The sequence below is a fragment of the Thalassobaculum sp. genome (assembly GCF_965223715.1).
Taxonomy (GTDB): domain Bacteria; phylum Pseudomonadota; class Alphaproteobacteria; order Thalassobaculales; family Thalassobaculaceae; genus Thalassobaculum.
In genome coordinates this window covers 3,788,985-3,804,609 of the sequence record NZ_OZ245012.1, presented here as the reverse complement: position 1 = coordinate 3,804,609, position 15,625 = coordinate 3,788,985, and the positions used below count along the sequence as shown (strand labels likewise).

General features: G+C 70.6%; 16 protein-coding genes. 6 read left to right on the top strand and 10 right to left on the bottom strand.

The features are described from left to right. Positions 1–62: 62 nt before the first annotated feature. Positions 63–1,370 (top strand): glucose-6-phosphate isomerase, encoded by a 1,308-nt coding sequence (locus ACOQOP_RS17565; RefSeq protein ID WP_420563108.1) that lies wholly within the window; start codon positions 63–65, stop codon positions 1,368–1,370. Between the two features lie 47 nt (positions 1,371–1,417). Continuing rightward, a complete protein-coding gene (gene mutL, locus ACOQOP_RS17560; RefSeq protein ID WP_420566542.1) occupies positions 1,418–3,301 on the top strand; it encodes a DNA mismatch repair endonuclease MutL in 1,884 nt (627 codons plus the stop codon). A 52-nt stretch (positions 3,302–3,353) separates the two neighbouring features. Here the strand turns inward: mutL and ACOQOP_RS17555 are convergent, their stop codons facing one another. Next, positions 3,354–3,776, bottom strand: a complete 423-nt coding sequence (locus ACOQOP_RS17555; protein ID WP_420563107.1) for a rubrerythrin family protein — start codon at positions 3,774–3,776, stop codon at positions 3,354–3,356. A gap of 55 nt (positions 3,777–3,831) precedes the next feature. Then, positions 3,832–4,251 (bottom strand): iron response transcriptional regulator IrrA, encoded by a 420-nt coding sequence (irrA, locus tag ACOQOP_RS17550; protein WP_420563106.1) that lies wholly within the window; start codon positions 4,249–4,251, stop codon positions 3,832–3,834. 237 nt (positions 4,252–4,488) lie between these two features. Between irrA and fabA the strand changes: the two genes are divergently transcribed. From fabA to ACOQOP_RS17535, 3 genes are all read left to right on the top strand, one after another. Then, the gene (gene fabA, locus ACOQOP_RS17545; RefSeq protein WP_420563105.1) at positions 4,489–5,016 is read left to right on the top strand and encodes a bifunctional 3-hydroxydecanoyl-ACP dehydratase/trans-2-decenoyl-ACP isomerase; all 528 of its coding nucleotides are present in this window, start codon (positions 4,489–4,491) and stop codon (positions 5,014–5,016) included. A gap of 11 nt (positions 5,017–5,027) precedes the next feature. After that, the gene (gene fabB / locus ACOQOP_RS17540) at positions 5,028–6,251 is read left to right on the top strand and encodes a beta-ketoacyl-ACP synthase I (RefSeq protein ID WP_420563104.1); all 1,224 of its coding nucleotides are present in this window, start codon (positions 5,028–5,030) and stop codon (positions 6,249–6,251) included. An 87-nt stretch (positions 6,252–6,338) separates the two neighbouring features. Further along, positions 6,339–7,166 (top strand): enoyl-ACP reductase FabI, encoded by an 828-nt coding sequence (locus ACOQOP_RS17535; protein ID WP_420563103.1) that lies wholly within the window; start codon positions 6,339–6,341, stop codon positions 7,164–7,166. A 317-nt stretch (positions 7,167–7,483) separates the two neighbouring features. Here the strand turns inward: ACOQOP_RS17535 and ACOQOP_RS17530 are convergent, their stop codons facing one another. The 3 genes from ACOQOP_RS17530 to ACOQOP_RS17520 are packed head-to-tail and all read right to left on the bottom strand — an operon-like array spanning position 7,484 to position 9,749. Continuing rightward, positions 7,484–8,140, bottom strand: a complete 657-nt coding sequence (locus ACOQOP_RS17530; protein WP_420563102.1) for a c-type cytochrome — start codon at positions 8,138–8,140, stop codon at positions 7,484–7,486. 33 nt (positions 8,141–8,173) lie between these two features. After that, positions 8,174–8,863 carry an RraA family protein gene (locus ACOQOP_RS17525; RefSeq protein ID WP_420563101.1) on the bottom strand — a complete coding sequence of 230 codons (690 nt, stop codon included), beginning with the start codon at positions 8,861–8,863 and terminating at the stop codon, positions 8,174–8,176. 4 nt (positions 8,864–8,867) lie between these two features. After that, positions 8,868–9,749, bottom strand: coding sequence for an alpha/beta hydrolase (locus ACOQOP_RS17520; RefSeq protein WP_420563100.1), 882 nt, complete (start codon positions 9,747–9,749; stop codon positions 8,868–8,870). An 88-nt stretch (positions 9,750–9,837) separates the two neighbouring features. Between ACOQOP_RS17520 and ACOQOP_RS17515 the strand changes: the two genes are divergently transcribed. Beyond that, complete coding sequence (locus ACOQOP_RS17515) at positions 9,838–10,563, top strand: hypothetical protein (protein ID WP_420563099.1); 726 nt, start codon at positions 9,838–9,840, stop codon at positions 10,561–10,563. Here the strand turns inward: ACOQOP_RS17515 and ACOQOP_RS17510 are convergent. From ACOQOP_RS17510 to ACOQOP_RS17490, 5 genes are all read right to left on the bottom strand, one after another. Then, a complete protein-coding gene (locus ACOQOP_RS17510; RefSeq protein ID WP_420563098.1) occupies positions 10,556–11,005 on the bottom strand; it encodes a cyclic nucleotide-binding domain-containing protein in 450 nt (149 codons plus the stop codon). The two genes, ACOQOP_RS17515 and ACOQOP_RS17510, sit on opposite strands and share 8 nt — an antisense overlap. A 119-nt stretch (positions 11,006–11,124) precedes the next feature. Beyond that, positions 11,125–11,799, bottom strand: a complete 675-nt coding sequence (locus ACOQOP_RS17505) for a class I SAM-dependent methyltransferase (RefSeq protein WP_420563097.1) — start codon at positions 11,797–11,799, stop codon at positions 11,125–11,127. A gap of 7 nt (positions 11,800–11,806) precedes the next feature. Next, the gene (ubiA, locus tag ACOQOP_RS17500; protein WP_420563096.1) at positions 11,807–12,757 is read right to left on the bottom strand and encodes a 4-hydroxybenzoate octaprenyltransferase; all 951 of its coding nucleotides are present in this window, start codon (positions 12,755–12,757) and stop codon (positions 11,807–11,809) included. Positions 12,758–13,030: 273 nt separating this feature from the next. Next, positions 13,031–14,056 (bottom strand): NAD(+) diphosphatase, encoded by a 1,026-nt coding sequence (gene nudC, locus ACOQOP_RS17495; protein WP_420563095.1) that lies wholly within the window; start codon positions 14,054–14,056, stop codon positions 13,031–13,033. A 99-nt stretch (positions 14,057–14,155) separates the two neighbouring features. After that, positions 14,156–15,613 (bottom strand): methyl-accepting chemotaxis protein, encoded by a 1,458-nt coding sequence (locus ACOQOP_RS17490; RefSeq protein ID WP_420563094.1) that lies wholly within the window; start codon positions 15,611–15,613, stop codon positions 14,156–14,158. Positions 15,614–15,625: the final 12 nt, after the last annotated feature.

Below are 15,625 nucleotides of genomic sequence, written 5' to 3'. Positions count from 1 at the left end.
CACCGGAGCATGGATGACGGCAGGGGCGGCGATCGACTACCGTGACGGGATAGGAGAGCCGGATGCTGCACGAACTGCCGATCGCCAACGACATTGACGCCTGCTTCGCGCACAAGGCCGCCGCCGGCCTGCCGCGCGACACCTTCGAGGCGATGGGCGAGGCGGCAGGCGGCGCCCTGGAATTCATCCGCGCGCGCCGCGACGACGGCAGCCTGCCCGTCCTGACCCTGCCGCGCCGGCGCGACGACATCGTCGCCTGGAAGCCGATCGTCGACCGTTATCGCTCGCTCTATGACGACGTGGTGGTGCTCGGCATCGGCGGTTCGTCCCTCGGCGGCGCCACCCTCTGCGCCCTGGTGGACGGCGGCGGGGTGACCGGGCCGCGGGTGCATTTCCTCGACAATATCGATCCGATCGGCTTCGATTCGCGGCTGGCGCGCCTGGACATGGGCCGCACCGGCTTCCTGGCGATCTCCAAGTCCGGCGGCACGGCGGAGACCCTGACCCAGCTTCTGATCGTCATCGACCGGCTGACCGAGCGGCTGGGCCGCGAGAACCTGGGCACCCACATCACCTGCATCGCCGAGGCGACGGACAACCCGCTGCGCCGCATCGCCTCGGAGCACGGGCTGTTCTGCCTGGAGCACGACCCCAAGGTCGGCGGCCGGTTCTCCGCCCTCTCCGTCACCGGCCTGCTGCCTGCCGCCATCGCCGGGGTGGACGTGGAAGGGGTGCGCCGCGGGGCCGCCGCCATGCTGGACGCCGCCCTCTCGGCGGAGTCCCCGCTCGACGATCCGGCGATCGCCGGGGCGGCGATCAACGTGGCGCTGGCCCGCGACCACGGCATCAACCAGACCGTCCTGCTGCCCTATGTCGACCGGCTCGACCGGCTGTCCTTCTGGTTTCGCCAGCTCTGGGCCGAGAGCCTGGGCAAGGAGGGCCACGGCACGACCCCGGTCAACGCGCTGGGCGCGGTCGACCAGCACAGCCAGATGCAGCTCTATCTCGCGGGTCCGCGCGACAAGCTGTTCACCGTGATCTGCAGCGACCCGCGCGGCCGCGGCGGCCGGGTGCGCGCCGAGGTGGCGGGCGGTGCGGCGGAGTCCCTCGACTATCTGGTCGGCCGCACCATGGGCGACCTGATGGCCGCCGAACAGCGGGCGACCATCGACACGCTGATCAAGAACGGCTGCCCGACGCGGGTGATCCGCTTCACCACCCTGAACGAGGAGGTGATGGGCGGGCTGATGATGCAGTTCATCCTGGAGACCATCGCCGCCGCCCAGATGCTCGGCATCGACGCCTTCGACCAGCCCGCGGTCGAGGAGAGCAAGGTGCTTGCCCGGCAGTTCCTGCGCGAGGCCGGCTGATGCCGGACGGGGCGGGCAACGCGGCCGGCAGCTCTGGCGCCTCCCCGATGCCGACGCTGCGGCGTCTGCCGGAGACGCTGGTCAACCAGATCGCCGCCGGCGAGGTGGTGGAACGGCCGGCCAGCGCCCTGAAGGAGCTGGTGGAGAACGCCCTGGATGCCGGCGCGCGGCGCATCGACATCGTCCTGCGCGACGGCGGGCGCACCCTGATCCAGGTCTCCGACGACGGTTGCGGCATGGATGCCGAGGCCCTGTCCCTGGCGGTGGAGCGCCACGCCACCTCCAAGCTGCCGGACGACGACCTCACCCATATCGCCACCCTGGGCTTCCGGGGCGAGGCGCTGCCCTCCATCGGGGCGGTCAGCCGGTTGTCGATCACGTCGCGGGCCCGCGGCGGCGAGGGCGCCTGGAAGATCCGGGTCGAGGGCGGGCGTCTCTCCCCGCCGGAACCGGCCGCCCTGACCGCCGGCACGCGGGTGGAGGTGCGCGACCTGTTCTTCGCGACGCCGGCCCGCCTGAAATTCCTGAAGGCGCCGCGCACCGAGCAGGGCCACGCGGTGGAGATCATCCAGCGTCTCGCCATGGCCCATCCGGACGTCGCCTTCTCGCTCGGCGACGGCAGCCGCACCCTGCTCGACCTGGCCGCCGCCCCGGATCTCGCCACCGGCGACGATCCACACCGGGCCCGGCTCGCCCGTCTCGGCGCCATCCTGGGACGCGACTTCGAGGACAACGCCTTGGCCGTGAACGCCGACCGGTCGGGCTACCGGCTGACCGGCCATGCCGGCCTGCCGACCCTGCACAAGCGGACCAGCGCCCAGCAGTTCCTGTTCGTCAACGGCCGGCCGGTGCGCGACAAGCTGCTGCTGGGTGCCGTGCGCGGCGCCTATATGGACTTCATCTCCGCCGACCGCCACCCGATGGTCGCCCTGTTCCTCGACCTGCCGGCGGAGGAGGTGGATGTGAACGTGCATCCGGCCAAGACCGAGGTGCGGTTCCGCGACGCGGGGCTGGTGCGCGGGCTGATCGTCGGTGCGCTGAAACACGCGCTCGCCGAGGCCGGCCACCGGGCCTCGACCACCGTCGGCACCGCCACCCTGGGCGCCTTCCGGCCCCAGGAGACTGCGTATCAGGGCAGCTATCCGCGCCCCCATTCCGGCGCGAGCGCCTCCTGGGCGACCCGCTATCCGCAGCATCCCTCCCAGGGCCTGGCCGAGGCCCAGGCCGCCTGGCAGGCGCCGGACGGGCGCGGCGGGTATGGCGGGTCTCAGGGCGGCGGCTTTGCCTTCGACAGCGCCCCGGCGGCCCGGGTCGAGCAGGGCGCGCCGATGCCGGCGGAGCCCGACCCCGGCCATCCGCTGGGGGCGGCCAAGGCCCAGGTCCACGCCAACTACATCATCGCCCAGACGGGGGACGGCCTGGTCATCGTCGACCAGCACGCCGCCCATGAGCGGCTGGTCTACGAACGCATGAAGGAAGCCCTGGCGGCGGGGGGCGTCGCCCGCCAGGCGCTGCTGCTGCCCGAGGTGGTGGAGCTGGACGAGGCCGCCGTCGACCGGCTGGTCGCCCGATCGGCGGAGCTGGAGGCGCTGGGGCTGGTGCTGGAGGGCTTCGGCCCGGGCGCGGTGGTGGTGCGCGAGGTCCCGGCCCTGCTCGGCCAGACCGATGCCGCCGGGCTGGTGCGCGATCTGGCCGAGGACCTGGCGGAGGCGGATTCGGCCCTGTCCCTGGAGGACCGGCTGGCCGATGTCTGCGGCACCATGGCCTGCCACGGCTCGGTGCGTTCGGGGCGGCGGCTGAACGCCGACGAGATGAACGCCTTGCTCCGGCAGATGGAGGCCACCCCCCATTCCGGCCAGTGCAACCACGGCCGCCCGACCTATGTGGAGTTGAAGCTCAGCGACATCGAGCGGCTGTTCGGTCGGCGGTAGCGGCCCGGATCATGAGCGCGGGAGGCAGCGCGACCGACCCGTCGCGCCCCGACTACCCCTCCATCGAGTCCAGCGCCTTTTTGAACCGCGCAGCGTGGCTGGTCTCGGCCTTGGCGAGGGTCTCGAACCAGTCGGCGATCTCGTCGAAGCCCTCGTCGCGGGCTTGCTGCGCCATCTCGGGATACATCCGGGTGGCGTCGTGGGTCTCGCCGGCGATCGCCGCCTTCAGGTTCGCGCCGGTGTCGCCGATCGACTCGCCGGTCACCGGGTCGCCGACCTCCTCCAGGTATTCCAGATGGCCGTAGGCGTGGCCGGTCTCGCCCTCGGCGGTGGAGCGGAACACGGCGGCGATGTCGTTATAGCCCTCGATATCGGCGGTCAGGGCGAAATACAGATAGCGCCGATTCGCCTGGGCCTCGCTGGCGAAGGCCTTCTTCAGGTTGGCCTCGGTCTTCGACCCCTTCAGCTCGGTCATGGGCAGGCTCCGGTCGGAAACGGCCAGGGGACCGCAACGGGAGAGGGGGGACGGGTCAGACGGCCGCCTTGCGGACCCGCACGATCAGGTCGACCCGCTCGATCTCCGCCCCGGCGGGGGCCGAGGGCAGGCTGCCGATCGAGACCTGGTCGGCCGGGATGTCCACCAGACGGCCGGTCTCGGCCTCGAAGAAGTGATGGTGGCCCCGGGTGTTGGTGTCGAAATACGACCGCCCGGCCTCGACCACGACCTCGCGCAGCAGGCCGGCATCGGTGAACTGGTGCAGGGTGTTGTAGACCGTCGCCAGGGACACCCGCACGCCGTCGCGCTCGGCCTGAGAGTGCAGCTGCTCGGCGGTCACATGCCGGTCCGCGCCGTCGAACAGCAGGCGGGCGAGCGACAGGCGCTGGCGCGTCGGGCGCAGGCCGGCGCTACGCAATGTGTCCACGGCGGCGGCGAACGGTCGTGAAGTCATGGCCCGCACCTTGTGAGTTCCGGCCCTTGGAACCGATCAATAGGGTTTCCAAAAGCGTTGAAACAAAACGATTATCATGAAGGGTCATTATTGGCAATCCATGCCCTTTGCAAGCTCGGGTGCGATGTGGTTTGCTTGGCGCGATTGAGCCCGACGGGAGGTCGCGGCTCAGCGCATCGGGAATGCGGGGATCGCATTCCGGGTGGATTGACGGACCCACGGACGGCGAGGCCGGCATTGGATTTCAAGAAGCGGAGCAGCTTCTCCTACAAGGATCTGCTCGAATGCGCCCACGGGCGCCTGTTCGGTCCCGGTAACGCGCAGCTGCCGCTGCCGCCGATGCTCATGTTCGACCGCATCACCCACATCGCCGAGACCGGCGGTGCCAACGGCAAGGGTGAGGTTGAGGCCGAACTCGACATCAAGCCGGATCTCTGGTTTTTCCCCTGCCATTTCGAGGGCGACCCGGTCATGCCGGGCTGTCTCGGCATGGACGCGCTGTGGCAGCTGCTTGGCTTCACGCTCGGCTGGCTCGGCGGGCCCGGCTCGGGACGCGCGCTCTCGGTGGGCGAGGTCAAGTTCAGCGGCCAGATTCTGCCGACCGCCACCAAGGTGCGCTATCATTTGGACCTGAAACGGGTTATCAGCCGCAAGCTCTTCCTCGGCATCGCCGACGGATGGGTTGACTGCGACGGTGAGCGGGTGTTCGAAGCCAAGGACATCCGCGTGGGCCTCTTCGCCAACCCGGCGGCGGCCCTGGCCTGACGGAGAACAAAATGCGACGCGTCGTCGTCACCGGTATCGGTGTCGTTTCCCCGATCGGCAACGACAAGGCCGAGGTGACCGAATCCCTCAAGACCGGCCGCTCGGGCATCACCTTTGCCCCCGAGTACAAGGAGATGGGCTTCCGCAGCCATGTGCATGGCTCGCTGAAGCTCAACCTGGAGGACCGGATCGACCGCAAGCTGCTGCGTTTCATGGGAGACGGGGCGGCCTACAACTACCTCGCCATGGAAGAGGCGATCGCCGACAGCGGCCTGGAGACCTCCGACATCTCCAACCCGCGCACCGGCCTGGTCATGGGCTCCGGCGGCCCGTCCACCCGCAACATGATGCTGGCCTTCGACACCGCCCGGGAGAAGAGCCCGAAGCGGGTCGGCCCCTACATGGTGCCGCGGGTCATGTCCTCGACCAACTCGGCGAACCTGTCGACGATCTACAAGATAAAGGGCCTGAGCTACTCGATCAGCTCGGCCTGCTCGACCAGCGCCCATTGCATCGGCAACGGCGTGGAGATGATCCAGTACGGCAAGCAGGACATCGTCTTCGCCGGCGGCGGCGAGGAGCTGCACTGGACCCTGTCCGTGCTGTTCGACGCCATGGGGGCGCTGTCCTCCAAGTACAACGAGACGCCGGAGAAGGCCTCGCGCCCCTACGACACCAGCCGCGACGGCTTCGTGATCGCCGGCGGCGGCGGCGTGGTGGTGCTCGAGGAGCTCGAGCATGCCAAGGCCCGCGGCGCGAAGATCTACGGCGAGGTGGTCGGCTACGGGGCGACCTCCGACGGCGCCGACATGGTGGCCCCGTCCGGCGAGGGCGGCCTGCGCGCCATGCAGCTGGCGCTGGCCGACGTCCACGATCCGGTCGACTACATCAACACCCATGGAACCTCCACGCCGGTCGGCGACATGGTCGAGCTCAGCTCGATCTCCGAGGTGTTCCGCGGCCAGAACAAGATCCCCTTCATCAGCTCGACCAAGTCGATGACCGGGCACAGCCAGGGGGCGACCGGCGTCCACGAGGCGATCTACACCCTGCTGATGATGAACGGCGGCTTCATCGCTCCTTCGATCAACATCGAATCGATGGAGCCTGAGGCGGAGGCGATGCCGATCGTGCGTGAGCCGATGCTCGACCAGGAAGTCAACGTCGCGCTGTCGAACAGTTTCGGCTTCGGCGGAACCAACGCCGTCCTCGCCTTCCGGCGGGCGGACGTCTGAGCAACCGGGCGGCGCCGCGTCGGTCAGCCGCCCAGCAAATTCCGTGACCCCGGCGGCCTGCCGGGGCTTTTCAGGAACAGGAGCCCGATGTCAGATTCGCCCTCCCCCCAGCCGATCATGGCCGGCAAGCGCGGGCTCATCATCGGCGTGGCCAATGACCGCTCGATCGCCTGGGGGATCGCCGCCGCGCTCGCGGAGCACGGCGCGCAGCTCGCCTTCACCTATCAGAACGAGAGCATCGAGCGGCGGGTGAGGCCGCTCGCGGAATCGGTCGGTGCCGACATCGTCCTGCAATGCGACGTGACCGACCATGCGTCGCTGGACGCCGTGGTCGGGCAGATCAAGGACCGCTGGGGCGGCCTGGACTTTGCCCTGCACGCGGTGGCCTATTCCGACAAGGCCGAGCTCAAGGGCAAGTACTACGACACGTCGCGGACCAACTTCATCAACACGATGGATGTGTCCTGCTACTCGTTCACCGCGCTCGCCCAGCGCCTGGCGCCGCTGATGGGCGAGGGCGGCAGCCTGCTGACCCTGTCCTATCTCGGGGCCGAGCGGAGCACGCCGAACTACAACGTCATGGGCGTGGCCAAGGCGGCGCTGGAGGCGAGCGTGCGGTACCTGGCCGCCGATCTGGGGCCGGACGGGATCCGGGTCAACGCACTGTCGGCCGGCCCGATGCGCACCCTGGCGGGCTCGGCGATCGCCGATGCGCGCTACACCTTCCGCTTCTCCGAGAACGCCGCCCCGCTCGGCCGCAACGCGGCCCTGGAGGAGGTCGGCCGGACCGGCATGTACCTGCTGTCGCACCTGTCCTCGGGCGTGACCGGCGAGGTGGTGCATGTGGATGGCGGCTTCCACTCGGTCGCGATCCCGCACCCGAGCCGCCGCGAAGGCAACAAGGGCGAGGGCTGAGCCGGAAAGCTCCCCTCTCCTGCTCCCTCTCCAATATCCCCACTCTCCGGACTTGTTCCGGGGCCGGACCTCCGCGGGCCGGAGTATCCGGCTCAAGGGCTCCGGCCGCCCCGCTCCTGGATCCCGGCTCAAGGCCGGGAAGACGGATGGGCGGCGGGGCGAGTACTGCTTTGGATCTCCTTCCAATCACCCACTCCCCGGACTTGTTCCGGGGCCTACGCGTCCGCTGGACCCGGCCTTGTCAGGACGGGTCCGTACGATTCCTGTCGCAGGTCCCGGCACAGGGCCGGGAAGTGAGTGAGGGAGAGGGAGATGAGCTATGACCCCTGTTCCGCCGCGGTTTCCTTCTGGCGGGTGTGGACCTCCTCCGGCCAGCGCGACTTCATGAACGAGATGATCGCCCAGATATCCGCATCGGCCAGGGTGCTCTCGAAGGCCGGCATCTCGTTGCTGTAGGTCGGCGGCGAGAAGGGCTGGCCGCCGAACTTGATCACGTCGAACAGGTCGCGGTCGGTTAGGCGCCAGATCGGGGCGGTGCCCTCCAGCGGCAGGGGCGGGCGCCCGCCCTGAGGATAGTCCCGGTCCCAGCCCGGCTGCCCGGCGAGGTCGGCGCCGTGGCAATAGGCGCAGTGCTGGTCGTAGAGCGTGTGGCCGAGCCCGACCTGGGCCGCGTTGGTGTGGTCGGCCGAGACCGCCGTCTGGTTGGTGTAGCGCTCCCAGTACAGGTCGGCCGCCGTCATCAGCACGCCGATCACCACCGCGGCGGCGAGGAACCGGCCCTTCGGACCGAGCCGGTTCAGCACGCCGCCGACGAGGCCCCGGCTGGGGGCGGCCGGCCTGTCCTCGTCGTCGTCGAACCGGCCGTGGCCGCGGTCCGGGTCGATCGCCCGCCCGGGCGGCTTGGGGATGCGCCCGCCCAGCCGCTGCTCGAAGCGGGCCCGTCGCTCCCGTCGGGCGGTTTTCGGATCGCGCATGGGCTGCTCTCGCCTCCTATCGCGTGGCGCGCGTCAGTCGACCTCGCGCACCTTCGGCGTCCCGAAGACATTGTCCAGCCAGTCCGGTCGGGCAAGCCCGGCGCGCACCTTGGCCTCCATGGCGCCCTCGCCGGTCCGCACCTGGTCGAGCCGGTCGGCCACCGCGTCGATCCGGTCATGGGGGACGATGACCACGCCGTCGCGGTCGGCCACCACCAGGTCGCCGGAAGCGACGGCCACGCCGCCGCACAGGATGTCGAGGCCGACCGTGCCGGGGCCGACCCGGGCGGGGGAGTTCGGGGTGACGCCGCCATGCCAGACCGGCAGGCCCATGCCCTCCACCCCGTCCTGGTCGCGGATCGCGCCGTCGGTGACGAGGCCGATGGCGCCGGCATTGCGCAGCATCCCGCACAGCAGGTCGCCGGTCAGCGCCGTCTGCCGGTAGCCGTCGGCCGCACAGACGATCACGTCGCCCTGCTGCAGCACGTCGAGGCAGGCGGCCAGGGCCAGGTTGTCGGCCGGATGGGCGAAGGCGGTCAGGACCGGAGCGGCGATGGACACCGCCGGGGCGATCTGCGGCTTGATGTCCGGGGTCATCGCACCCCGCCCTTCCATGGCGTCCACCACCTGGGCGGTGTAGGCGCCGCGGAAGCGGCGGAGCTGGGCCTCGGTCGGCCGCCGGAACGTGCGGCGGACGGTGAGGATGGGGGGATCTTCGAGCATGCGATCAGGACTCCGTGCGGGTGAACAGGTCGGCCATGGCCGCTGCACAGGCCTCGGGCTCCTCCTCGGCGAGGAAATGCCCGCAGTCGAGGGCGACGGCGTCCACATCGTCGGCCCAGCGGCGCCAGACGTCCAGATGCCGCTCGTCCTTTTCCTTCAGGTAGCGCGTACCCCAGACCAGGCGGGTCGGGCAGGTGAGGCGCCGCCCGGCCTCCAAGGAGGCCTCGTCCAGGGCGAAGTCCACGGTCGCCCCGGCCTGGTAGTCGGCGAACATCGCGTCGACCACCAGGGGATCGCGGTAGGCGTCGCAATAGGCCTGCACCGCCGCCTCGTCGAGCCGGTCGCGATGCCCGGCCCAGCGGTCGATCAGGTGGCGGACATAGCCCGGACCGTCGGCTCCGACCATCTGGCGCAGGAACGGGTCGTTCTGGGCCAGCAGCAGCCAGTGATAGCTGCCCAAGGCGGAGCGCCAGTCCATGCGCCGCCAGTTCTCCAGGGTCGGCACGATGTCCAGGGCGGCGAAGCTGCGGACCTTTTCCGGCATGTCCAGCGCCAGGCGGTAGCCGATCCGGGCCCCCCGGTCGTGGCCGGAGAGGTGGAAGCTGTCATGGCCGAGCGCCGTCATCAGCCCGGCGCAGAGCCGGGCCAGGGTGCGCTTGGAGAAGGTCTCCGGGCTCGGCACCGGCCCGCGCGAGGCGCCGTAGCCGGGGGTGTCGGGGATCACCAGGGTGAACCGGTCGGCCAGCAGCGGGGCGAGTTGGTGGAAGGCGACATGGGTCTGGGGAAAGCCGTGCAGGAGCAGGGCGGGCGGTCCCGACCCGCCGATCCGGACGTGGAATTCCGCCTCGTCGACGGTGATCCGCTCCGTGCTGAAGCCTTCGAACATCCCACTCTCCCCTCAAAACAGGGAACAACCATGCTACGTCTGGGCGGTGGGTTCCAGTACGCGAATGGACACAGACGGGAAGGTGGCGATGGCGCAGGACAGGCGCAGCGTGCGACAGGCGGCCCTGGCCCGGGCGATGGACTATCCCTACCCGGCCCATCCCGAGCCCTACCTGTTCCGCGGCGGCCGGGCGGAGCCGCTGGCGGGCGGATTCGAGACCGGGCACCTGACCCCGGTGATCGCCGTCGGCTCCAACCGGGCGCCGGTGCAGCTCGCCCGCAAGTTCGAGCGCATGGAGACGGCGATCCCGGTCACGCGGCTGGTCGCCCGCGACCTGGACGTGGTCCATGCCGCCCATATGGCGGGGTATGGTGCCGTGCCGGCCACCCTGGCGCCGTCGCCCGGGACCGAGGTCGAGCTGTGGATCACCTGGCTCGACGAGGCGGCGATGCGGCGGATGGACGAGACCGAGGCGGTCGGCGTGAACTACGCCCGCGAGGAACAGGTGCTCGACATCGTCAGCGCCGACGGCCCGGCGCCCGACCGGGCCCTGGTCTACAACGCCCTGCGCGGCTGCCTCAGCTTCGACGGCGCCATGGTCCCGCTCGCCGCCGTGCCGGCGACCGGCCGGCGGATCCCCGCCCTGACCCAGCGCGAGGTGCTGGAACGGCTGCACCGGGAGGCCGGAAGCAAGGCGGCGTTCGAGCGCTGGCTGCACGGCCATATCGGCCCCACGGGCCTGCTGCGCCGCACCCGGCTGACCGACAGGCTGGCCGCCGGCGCCCTCCGCCCCGGCGGCCAGCCGGTCAGTTGACGCTCGGCCGGATCTCCTCGGCGGCGTCGGGCTCGAAGCCCTCGGCCACGATGCGGGTCTCCGCCATCAGGCAGGACTGGGCGCTCACCGTCTCGTTGGAGGCGCGCAGCCGGCGCAGCAGCACCTTCAGCAGGGCGACCAGCCCCGGTTCGGCATTGGCCAGAAGGCGGCTGAAGTTCTGCTCGTTGATCACCTGGACGACGGTCATGCCGACCGAGCGGGCGCTGGCGCTGCGCGGGGACTTGTCGATCAGGCCCATCTCGCCGATCAGCTCGCCGGCGCCGACGGTGGCCAGGACCACCTCGTGCCGCTCGCCGGCGCTGCGGATGATCTCGACCTCGCCGCTCTCGATCAGGAAGGCGGCCCAGGCCTGGTCGCCCTCGTGGAACAGGGTCTGTCCGGGCCGGTAGACCCGGCGGTCCAGGATCTTGACGTTGCGCATTCCCGCTCTCCCCGGCGCCTTCTCTCCGGTCTCCTGTCGAAGGTACGGATTCCGCCGGGTGGGGAAATGCACGTTTGGCGCCGTTTGCGTCACCCTTGCGTGAGATCGGTGTGAGCGGCTCAGGCCGGATCGACCCGCCACACGATTGTGCGCCGCAGGTCGCTGTCCTCCAGCTCGCGCGGGGTCGGGACCATGTATTCGGCGAGCTTGGTCAGCCCGCTGTCCGGCAGGTAGCTGCGGCCCGGATCGCCCATCAGCACGGTGGCCCCGGCCGCCGCGTGGCGCCGCAGCCAGCCGATGGTCCGGGTCGACATGGGCAGCTCGTAGCAGACGTCGCCGGCCAGCACGAGGTCGAAGAGCGGGCGCCCGTCGGCCGCCAGGGCCGGCTCCTCCAGCATGTCCCGGCGCACCGTCTCCAGCCCGCCGGCGACCCCGTTGGCCTCGGCGTTGAGTGCGATCGCGGCCGCCGCGAAGGGGTCGATGTCGTTGGCCACCACATGGGAGGCCGAGACCCAGAGCGCGGCGACGGCGACGATGCCGCTGCCCGACGCGAAATCCAGCACCCGCTTGCCGGCGGCCACCTCGGGATGGTCGATGATGTAGCGCGCCAGCGCCTGCCCGCCGGCCCAGGCGAAGGCCCAGTAGGGCGGCGGCAGGTCCTTCTCCGCCAGCTCCGCCTCGGTCAGCTCCCACAGCGGTACCGCCTTGTCGGCCAGGTGCAGCGTCAGCTCCGGCACGAGGCTCGGCGGTTTCAGCAGGGTGTTCTGGCGGACGAACGCGACCGGGTCGCCCATGGCCGGGTCAGCCGATGACAAAGGCGAGGGCGATGATCAGCCCGGCATCGCGGTTCGACTTGAAGGTGCGCAGGCAGGCATGGGGATCGTCCAGGTCGGTGGCGCGGACCTGGCGCATGAAATGCAGCCCGGCCAGGGCCAGCCCGCCATAGGCCAGCGGCCCGAGACCCGCACTCCACAGGCTGGCCGCCAGCAGCGCCAGGGTGACCGCGTAGAATCCGATCAGGGCGGGTTTGGTGCGGTCGCCCAGCGCCAGGGCGGAGGAGCGCACGCCGACGATGGCGTCGTCCTCCTTGTCCTGATGGGCGTAGATCGTGTCGTAGCCGAGCGTCCAGAAGAAGCCGGCGGCATAGGCCAGCAGGGCGGCCGGCGAGATCGTCCCGGTGACCGCCGCGAAGCCGAGCAGCGCGCCCCAGTTGAAGGTCAGGCCGAGCACCGCCTGGGGCCAGTCGGTGACCCGCTTGGCGGCCGGGTAGAGGAAGACCAGGACCAGCACCGCGGCGCCGATGGCCCAGGAGGGCTGGTTGAGCTGCAGCAGGATGGCGAGGCCGATGGAGAGCTGGACGGCGAGGAAGACCAGGGCGGCGAACGGCGAGACGGCACCGCTGGCGATCGGCCGGTCGGCGGTGCGGGCGACCTTCTGGTCGAGCTTGCGGTCCCACAGGTCGTTCACCGTGCAGCCGGCTCCGCGCATCACCAGGGCGCCGAGGGTGAACAGCGCCACCAGCCACAGCATCTCGAGCAGAGACGCCGTCCCCATCGGCGCCCCGATCGCCTGCCAGCCCAGCGCCAGCCCCCACAGGCAGGGCAGGTAGAGCAGCCAGGTCCCGATCGGCCGGTCGAGCCGGGCGAGCCGCGCATAGGGCCGCCAGGACGCGGGCAGCCAGCGGTCGACCCAGTTGCCCTGGGGGATGTCGCTCGCCCCGGTGAAATCTCGGTTGAAATCGCTGCCGCTCATGGGAGGTTGAAATCGCTACCGCTCATGGGAGGCAGTCATACGCCAGTTGCCGGCGCGGCGAAACCGCCTGCGCGTGGCGTTTCGTGGATTGGACGCAACGCCTCAGGCGCCCCGCTCCGCGCGCCCGCCCACCCTTTTATCCACTCCCCGGATTTATTCCGGGGCCCACTTCTGAGCGTGCTTCGCTTTGTGACGGTCGGTGCGGCGGCGGTGTAGGCCCCGGAATAAATCCGGGGAGTGAAAGAGGGGGAAGGTACCCTCCCCCCGATCCGATCAGCTCGGGCGCACGGGATAGGCGCTGGGGACCTTGTCGACGGCGTCCAGCAGGTCCGGGCGCACGCTCTCCACCCAGTCCTGGATCAGCCGGCGGGCGATGCTGTCGCGGCGCGGCAGGAACTTGCCGAGCGCGTCGAAATCGGCGAGCTGCTCCAGGCTGAACCACTGGGCGTCGCCCAGCTCGTCGTCGTTGCGCACGATGTCGAACGACTTCGCCTCGGCATGGAAGCCCAGCATCAGCGAGGACGGGAACGGCCAGGGCTGCGAGGAGTGGTAGCGCACGTCGCGCACATGGATCCCGCTCTCCTCCCAGACCTCGCGGGCCACGGCCTCCTCCAGGGTCTCGCCCGGCTCCACGAAGCCGGCCAGCGTGGAGTACATGCCCTCGGGCCAGACCTTCTGGCGGCCGAGCAGGCAGCGGTCGCCGTCATGCACCAGCATGATGACCGCCGGGTCGGTGCGCGGGAAATGGGGTGAGCGGCAGCTCTCGTTGGTGCAGGTCCGCTGGTGGCCGCCCTTCACCGCCCGGGTCTCCGAGCCGCAGACGCCGCAGAACCGGTGGCGCTGGTGCCACCACATCAGGCCGCGGGCATAGGCCAGCACCGAGCCCTCGAACCGGTTCAGCAGAGGGCCGATCTGGCGCAGGTCCTGGAACACCCCGTGGGCGGCCAGGATGTTCAGGATGTCGGTCTCCTCCAGCGGCGACAGGTCGATCGCCACATGGGCGACGCCGCCATACTCGCCCAGGAAGGCGGTGAGGTCGGCGAAGCGCAGCAGCCCCTTGTGCTCGGCCACCGACAGCATGCCGGCGCGCGGCGCGTCGCCCGGGGCGACCAGCGAGCGGCTGCGCCAGACCGGCACGATCACCGTGTCGGGGCGTTCCAGCAGCTCGTCGAGCCAGCCTTCGCGCTCGCGGATATGGGCTGAACGGTCGAGACCACCGAAGCCGTAGACGTTCGGGCGCTTGGTGATCAGGTCGGTGACGGGGACGGACGGGTCCGTGCCGGGAGGGTGCAGGCTCATGGTGGCGCGAGTGTACACGCCTGGAAGACGGAGGCAACGGGCCCCGTCCACATCCCCCGGATCGGCCCGGCGGCACGTGGACGGGGCGCGGTGTCGGGGTCAGCCGGCGCGCACCCGGGCGCAGAACTCGGTGATCTCGCGCTGCAGGGTGTCGGCATTGATCGCGAGGTCGCGGCTGGCGTCGAGCACGTCGGAGGCGGCCTTGCTGCCGTCGCGGGCCTGTCCGGCCATCTGGGTCACGCCGTTGGCGGCCTGGCTGGCGCTCTGGGACATGGCCGCGACCTCGTCGCCGAGCTCGCGGGCGGTCGCTTCCTGTTCGCTCACCGCGTCGGCGATGATGCGGGCGACCTCGTCGATCCGGCCGACGGTCTCGCCGATGCCGCGGATGGCTTCCACCGCGCCCCGGGACTCCGCCTGGATGGAGGAGATCTCGCCGGCGATGGTCTCGGTCGCCTTGGCGGTCTGACCGGCCAGGTTCTTCACCTCACTGGCGACAACGGCAAAACCCTTGCCGGCGTCGCCGGCGCGGGCCGCCTCGATCGTGGCGTTCAGGGCCAGCAGGTTGGTCTGCTCGGCGATGTCCTGGATCAGGGTCAGCACCTCGCCGATCCGGTCGGTCGCCTGGGCGAGGCCGGCCACGGTGCGGTCGGTGTCGGCGGCGCGCTGCACCGCCTCGCCGGTGATCCGGCTCGACAGGCTGACCTGGTCGGTGATCCGGGCGATCGACTGGGAGACCCGGTCGAGCGCCTCGGCGGCGGCCTCGGCCCGGGCCCGGTTCTCGCTGGCGTCGCGGGCGACGGAATCCGCGTGATCGCCGACCCGACCGGTGGTCTCGGTCAGGCTGGTGGCGGTGCGGTTCAGTTCCTCCGAGGAGGCGGCGACGGTGTCGGCGATGCCGCCCACGGTCTGCTTCAGGGTGTCGGACAGGGCGACCAGGGCGGCGGTCTTCTCGGCGGCGGCCTGGCGGTCGCGCTCCCGGGTCTCCTCGGCCATCCGCGCCTGCTCGGCCTGGGCCCGCTCGACCTCCTCCAGGGCTTCGGCGGAGGCGTTGAAGGCGCGCTGGATGCTGTGGGTGACCCAGAGCAGCGCTCCCGCCTCGGCGACCACGATGACCGCGTGCAGGATCACCCGGCCGAGCGAGGCGTCGTCCGGGAACACGGCGGCCGGCAGCAGGAAGCTGAGGGACAGGTGGTGCACGGCGACGACCACCGTCGCCACCAGGATCGACACCGCGCAGACCATCGGCGCCAGGATCGCCAGGGCGGCGAAATAGTACATGTGCATGTCGATCTGCCACGCATTGCCCCAGAACAGGGCGACCATCATCGACACGATCCCCATCATCACCGCGGCGATCAGGTAGCGGGTGGCCGGCGCGTCGGGCTGCAGCCGGGCCATCGCGACGACGACGGCGGCGGCGACGCCCGTGGCCAGGGTCGGCCACAGCATGTCCCGGTCCAGCAGGAAGGCGGTGATCGCGACGAGCGGCACATGGGCGAGGATGAACAGCGACAGCGCCTGGGTGGCGCGGCGGCGGATGCTCAGAATGTCTGACATGTGGGTATCCCG